This is a genomic window from Butyricimonas sp. (genome assembly GCF_019423355.1).
GTDB classification, from domain to species: Bacteria; Bacteroidota; Bacteroidia; order Bacteroidales; family Marinifilaceae; genus Butyricimonas; species Butyricimonas faecihominis.
The window spans coordinates 43,781-50,616 of the sequence record NZ_JAHZBP010000016.1; the positions used below are offsets into that span (position 1 = coordinate 43,781).

At 36.2% G+C, this 6,836-nt stretch carries 4 protein-coding genes; all 4 read right to left on the reverse strand.

From position 1 onward, the window contains the following. Positions 1–4: 4 nt before the first annotated feature. The 4 genes from QVC79_RS17265 to QVC79_RS17280 all read right to left on the reverse strand — a co-directional run bounded on the left by QVC79_RS17265 (position 5) and on the right by QVC79_RS17280 (position 6,760). The gene (locus QVC79_RS17265) at positions 5–736 is read right to left on the reverse strand and encodes a DUF4843 domain-containing protein (RefSeq protein WP_270594852.1); all 732 of its coding nucleotides are present in this window, start codon (positions 734–736) and stop codon (positions 5–7) included. Positions 737–741: 5 nt separating this feature from the next. Further along, positions 742–2,160: a RagB/SusD family nutrient uptake outer membrane protein gene (locus tag QVC79_RS17270; protein WP_270594854.1), complete on the reverse strand. Its 1,419-nt coding sequence runs from the start codon at positions 2,158–2,160 to the stop codon at positions 742–744. Positions 2,161–2,172: 12 nt separating this feature from the next. Continuing rightward, positions 2,173–5,463, reverse strand: a complete 3,291-nt coding sequence (locus QVC79_RS17275; protein ID WP_270594855.1) for a SusC/RagA family TonB-linked outer membrane protein — start codon at positions 5,461–5,463, stop codon at positions 2,173–2,175. Between the two features lie 148 nt (positions 5,464–5,611). After that, the gene (locus QVC79_RS17280; protein ID WP_270594856.1) at positions 5,612–6,760 is read right to left on the reverse strand and encodes a FecR family protein; all 1,149 of its coding nucleotides are present in this window, start codon (positions 6,758–6,760) and stop codon (positions 5,612–5,614) included. Between the last annotated feature and the right edge of the window lie 76 nt (positions 6,761–6,836).

Sequence of the window (6,836 nt, forward strand, 5' to 3'; positions counted from 1 at the left end):
ATACCTAAGGCACCATCCACCCCTGTATAATATTTCCATTCTCATCCTCGATCTCATTCTCAGTAATAATCTTATACAATTTTCTCGCATAAGGAATATAATAATCCATCTCGTAATAGATTCCATTCGCCCCTCCATAATTACCGTAATTCCCATCCCAAAAATCATGTCCGGTCAATTCTATAATCATCAAGTGCTTTTTCCTTGAATAATCACCAAATAGATTCTTAAATGCGGTCATATCTCCGTAATAACCAGTCCCTTCTGGCATTTTCACCATATCAGCTATAACCAAACGTATCTCGGCCCGATCTTTATACGCAATCCCCAAATCAGATGTCTCCACCAAACGTAAAGTCAATGACATCGGTTTTTCCGTAATACTCTTATCTCCTTTCAACAAATTAACCGGCATTTTATATACAAATTCTCCTGCAGGAAAATCATAATAATCCGGTAGTTTTTCATAATGAATCCCCTCTATCGCATCCGTCTTTTCTTTTACAACCTCAACTTTGAACCTCGCCGGAGCTTGCAAAACATCTCCCAATAATTTAACCTCCACCGTTGCAGTCAAAATTTCATCAGCAGTTAATAACGAAACAAACAAACTATCCCGGGTTTCTGTCACGATTGGATAATATATATCATGCATATTCAAATCATAAATTAATCTTTCATTCTTACTACAAGAACAAAGTGCAGCTAATACAAAAAGTATAAATATTCTTCTCATCTCTATCAGTTTTTTATGTTACCAAAGTCTATTTCCGATGTTGGTATCGGTAAATTGTAAACTGCTTTCAAATCCTCAATCCCAACTTTATCTTCTGCCCCAACAGAATCATACAACTTGCGTTTATAGTAAAAAAACAATTGTCCTTCTCCCAAAAATTCTCTTCTGTACTCTTGATAAATATAACTCTCTATATCTTTTGTATGTTCGATACTTGACAATCCCCTATGATTTCTCAATTTATTTAAATACCCGTATGCATCCTCGTCCTCAGCACATTCCGCTGCAATCAAATAAAGTTCAGACAATTTAAACATCGGTATATAATTCATATTATTATACTTTGTCAAAACATACTCCTTACCACTGGAAGTTACCATCAACCATGAAGATCTAAAATCATTCTCTAGGCCACTCGCATTAAAGATTGTTTGCTTACCTTTTTCAGACATCAACAAAACATCAGAATGTGAAGTTTCCGAAAAACAACTCTCACTTAAGTCCTGTAACTTTTGAACGTCCAAAGTAAATATCAATTCAGATTGAAACATCGGGTTAGTTGCAGTTGCACCACTAGTTGCCAACGTGTAAGATGTAGGATTTTCCCCATCTACTTCACCAATAATTTCTTTCACTTCTGTCAAAGCAGACTTCTTTTCATTTCCATAAAGATGAACTCGAGCTAAAAGAGCCGTAACCGCATAATAATTCATCCTTTGACTTCTCTTATACATCGGAGAGGAAGCATCTGATTCATTAAAAATTTCCCGCTCTCTCATCAAATCCTTAGCAGCAAGCAAATCTTTTACGATTTTTGCCAATACTTCTTTCACCGTTAATTGAGGTTGAGCAATATTTGTATATTGTTCTACATAAGGAATAGCAAGTGCATTCAATCCATTCTGATTATCCATCATCGGAGATGGAGCAAAAAGACGGAGAACATTAAAATGAAGTAAAGCTCGAAGGGCTAAAAACTCCCCCTTGTAAATATGATGAATATCCTCTGATGTAAATACATCTCGATTTTTATCTATAAACAATAAAGCCTGATTTATATTAGCTATTGCTGAAAAATGACTCGACCAAATAGATAATATTCTTGATTCTTCGCCAGTCTCCGAGTAATTATACGCAGCTGCATTTTTAAAATTATGCTCGTATCCTGCAGACGTATTGCCACGAGGACTTGTATAATACTGGGCCAAAACATCCAAATAAGCATAAGACAAATTTTTCCCGTAAAGATTATTCGTTGCCATCAAAGCGTAAACCCCAATCAAAGCATCCCGGAACCCCGCTTCAGTCGAAAACAAATCTTCGGCTTTCATGTCAGTTTTAGGAGAAACATTCAACCAATCATTACACGCAGTCAATGCCAAAATCAGGGAAAGAATAATAGATTTATTTATTAATTTTTTCATATAACAATCAAATTAAAAAGTTATTTGAGCTGATAAAGAAAACGTTCTTGCATAAGGATAAGAAGTTCCTCTCTCCATTTTCACGGTAGATGATTTGAATATATCATTACCGATAGCCGATACTTTTAATCGTTGAATCCCCATTTTCCGAAGTTTATCGCTGCTAAAATCATATCCTAAAGACAACGATTGAAGTTGTATATAATTTTCTTTCTCTACAAAACGAGATGTGGGCTTAGTCTCTGACACATCGCTAACTTTTTTGAATTTAGCTATATCACCCGGGGTATTCCAACGATCATATAAAATTCGCTTATCTCCATTTTCATTGGGATTTACATTCTCCACTTTATCTACCAAGGTCGAATTGTACAAATAGCCACCATATTTGTAATACAAATGTGCATTCAACTCCCATTTTTTATAAACGAACATTGTTCCTATTGTCCCGTAAACTTTAGGATCCGTAGAACCAAAAGGCTTATAATTAGCCGTACTCCATTTATTCACTTTATTTCCATTCATATCTAAAAAAATCTCCTCCCCTGTAGCTGGATCAATCCCAAGAGATTCATTCACCCAAATCGTATTTTGAGACAATCCTTCTTTATACCTAATCGTCGGTTTATTCTTCACCTCCGCATCTTGAGATTCATTAAAAGCCGTTAAAGCCCTGTTTATCTTCATCACTTTATTTTTATTGTGAGCCAGATTAAAGATTAAATCCCAAATTATATCTCGATCCATATCACGAATTACGCTTCCTTTTAAAGTCAATTCGACACCACTGTTTTTCACTTCTCCCAAATTCTCCTTATAAGAAGAAAAACCTAACGAGGGAGCAACTGTAACATCAATAAGCACATCCTTAGAAAGATCACTATATACATTAAATGAACCTCTTAACCATCGATCAAATAATTCAAAATCCAACCCCACATTACGTTTCTCGACTTTTTGCCATTTCAAATTCTTATTCCCGAATGCTTTCAGTAAAACTCCCATATAACCTGTATAAGAAATCCCGCTTATCCGACTATCGTTATAAGAATACATTGTCATGGACTGGTAGGGATTGAAATTTTGCCCTCCCGTTGTTCCAATTGATCCTCTTATTTTTAACAAATCAACAAACGAAACTCCCTCCATAAACTTTTCGTTATGCAAGTTATAACCAACTCCTAAAGACCAGAATGTACTCCATCGGTTATTAGCTCCATATAAAGACGAACCATCACTTCTCAAAGAAAAATCGAGTAAAAATCTGTTATCATACGTGTAACCAAGGTTAGCGACAAAACCGATTAATCGGGATATATCATAACTTCCACCCGGTCTCCCTCCTTCCGTAAAACCCGCTCCCATAGAAATATGATCCATATTTTCATTAGGAAAACCAACTGCAGACAAGCTAGTTGCGTCTGTATTACTCTCCCGCAAATTATAAATCAATCCCGCATTCAAAAAATGCTTTTTCCAATTCCGTACATAAGTTAAAACAACATTTATATCATAACTAAAACTGTTAGACCAAGATTGAGAATAACTGCCCTTTTGTTCTTTCCCAATAAAACTGGTATTCTCATTTGACACATAAACATCCGATTTATTATTATCCACACTCAATGACAAATTCGCTTTCAATTTCAATCCTTGAATAATATCATACTCAACGGAGAAATTATTCATAAAATAGTTGCCTACCGATTGATTCTTCGATGGTAACGTCGCATTATATAACTCGTTGTACATCGGTTTTGTCTTCACTCCATTGTCATAATACTGATAAGAATAAAGTATTTTCTTTATATTACCCTCCTCATCATAAGGATTATAATAGGGATTATAATAGGTGTATGAACTAAAACTACCATAGGGAGAATTCACTGATTTTAAATGACTGAAAGATGCATAATTCATAAATTTTAATTTCTTCAAATTATATTGAAGACGCACACCTCCTCCATAATTATCGCGCTTGGAACCTTTCATTACCCCTACCGTATTTGAATAAGAAAGATCTAAAGCATAACGGAATGCTTCATTTCCACCTTCAGCCATAACGGAATGTTTATGCCCAATCCCCACGTCTCTAACAGGAATAGCTAACCAATCCACGTCATTGCCCTCTTTAACCAATTTCAATATTTGATTATAAGAAGCTAAGTTACCGTCAACATATTCAGGACTTTGATTTTTCGTTTCATATAAACCCGAACGCACTTCGTATTCCAATTTTTCTTCTGCATTCATCAAATTATAATCAGAAAGATCCGCCACCTCGAAATTGGCACTTCCATTATACGAAAACTGCAATTTCCCCGCTTTGGGTAATTCGGTTTCAATAACAACCACCCCGTTGGCCGCACGGGATCCATAAATTGCTGTAGCGGCAGCATCTTTCAGTATCGTTATAAAACGAACACGAGTCGGATCCAAATCAAAAACTTTTTGTGCAGAAACCTCAAAACCATCCATAATAAACGTCGGCATATTGGGATTACCTTCAAATGTTGATTTTAAACTACTGGAACCACGAATTTCAAAACTCGGAATTGTATTCGGGTCACTCCCCATCTCGTTATTTACAACTTTCACAAAAGAAGGATCCAACATAGACAAGGTATTCAAAATACTTCCCGTCGACACTTTACGAAGTTCACTTCCGGAAAAAGTTGTTGACACCCCTGTATAACTTTCTTTCTTCCGAGTAAAATAACCGTTCACAACTACCTCATCGATCTCTTCAACATCCTCTTTCAATACCACATTAATCGTATCCTGTCCCGTGTATTTAACCTCTATCGGTAACATTCCAACAAATGAAAATAGAATAATCAAATTCTTTTTGTCCAAAAAAGAAAGTGAATAATTACCGTCAACATCCGTAGCAACACCCAAGTTTGCACCTTTCAACATCACCGTTACACCCGGTAAAGGAGTTCCTTTCTCATCTTTCACGCACCCTCTAACGTTTTTTTGTAATGGTTCACTTTTCTTTTCATCTTTTACTCGAATCAAGATCACGTTATTAAAAAATTCGTATTCCAAGTTGACTTTACCCAACACCATACTCAGCACGTCCTTCAACTCCTTGTTTTCAACTTTCACTGAAATCTTCCCCGCCTGACGGATAAGAGATGAATTATACATGAATTTAAGTGACGTCTGCTGTTTAACCACTTTCACAAACTGTTCAATGGATACATCAGATAAATCCAGCGACACAATATTCTTTTGAGAATACACATTCGCAGACAAGTTCAAAGTGAACAAGCAGATAAAAGCAATACACCATTTCATAATCATTAAATTTTTCTTGTACCTTTTTAATAGGCCAGGAAACCTAATTAATCGATTTTTTTTCATATTATTGTAGTTTATATTAATAATATAAATCGAGAAGGGACAGACGCCGAACCTGAGAAATTTGTTGTCTGTCTTTCTCTTTTTATTTAAATAGGACGATTGTATTTTTCTTTATTTCATACCGAATTTCTTTTAATTTTTCCAACAATTGCAAGAATGTATTAATAGAATCATATCTTTCAAGGCTACCCGTGTACTCCAATTCTTTCAGGCTTTCATCCTGAAAAATCACGTTTACTCCATACCAACGCTCCAATATTTGCATGATTTCAGCCAATGTTTTATCTTTGAAAATGAACACTCCATCTTTCCACCCGACAAACTCTTCCACATCCACGTTCCGTTTTTCCAAAGTTCCTGAAATATTAACTACAGCCTGTTCCCCGGGAGTCAAAACAACTTGTTCCTGTCGTAGAGAAGTAAAACGGACACTTCCCCTGACCAAAGTCGTGTAATTCGGATAACCCGGGTAAGCACTCACGCCAAAAGAGGTTCCAAGTACTGTTACATCACCACTTTCCAGACTTACAACAAAAGGACGAGTATCCTTTTTCACATCAAAATAAGCCTCTCCCGACAGGATCACTTCACGACTTTCCCCGCTAAACGCAATAGGATATTTCAATTTTGAATCTGCATTTAGCCAAACTTCCGTCCCATCATCCAAAAGAACATGACACTCTCCACCAATAGGCACAACCAACTCATTGTAGACATCCTTTATCGCACATTCTTCTCCGGATGAATAAGAGAGACGTCCGTTTTCATATTTCACCACACTTCCTTGAACATTTTTAAGTTCCAGTGGCTGTTCTCCGATCTCGATCATTCTCCCATCAGCCAACTTTAGAATAGCTGCATTACTCCCGGGAGGTATAATATGTTGCGTTACTTCAACCAATTCCTGTACCTCATCATGATATTCCCAAGGACGAATCAACACAAACACAAGAATCAAAATCGCAGCGATAGACGATCCCCAAGCAATCCACTTGCTCATCCGAATATGACGCTGGTAAATTTTCAACTTATTAAAGGCAGGTTTATAGCTATATTTTTCAAATTCCCGGAATTTATCCAGTACAAAAGTTTCACCCGATAATTGATCATATACCTCCTTCAAACAACCATCTTGCAAGGTTTCGTCCAATTCCTCTTTCTCCGTATCGGAAAGGGAAGTCGAAAAAGATTTTCGAAACAACTCTACCACTCTATGTAAATCCAATTTCATCTTCTATTAATTTATATCATCCAAGCATTTACCACGACTTCGAGAAAAAACTCGAAATATCAATAATGGATCGTTT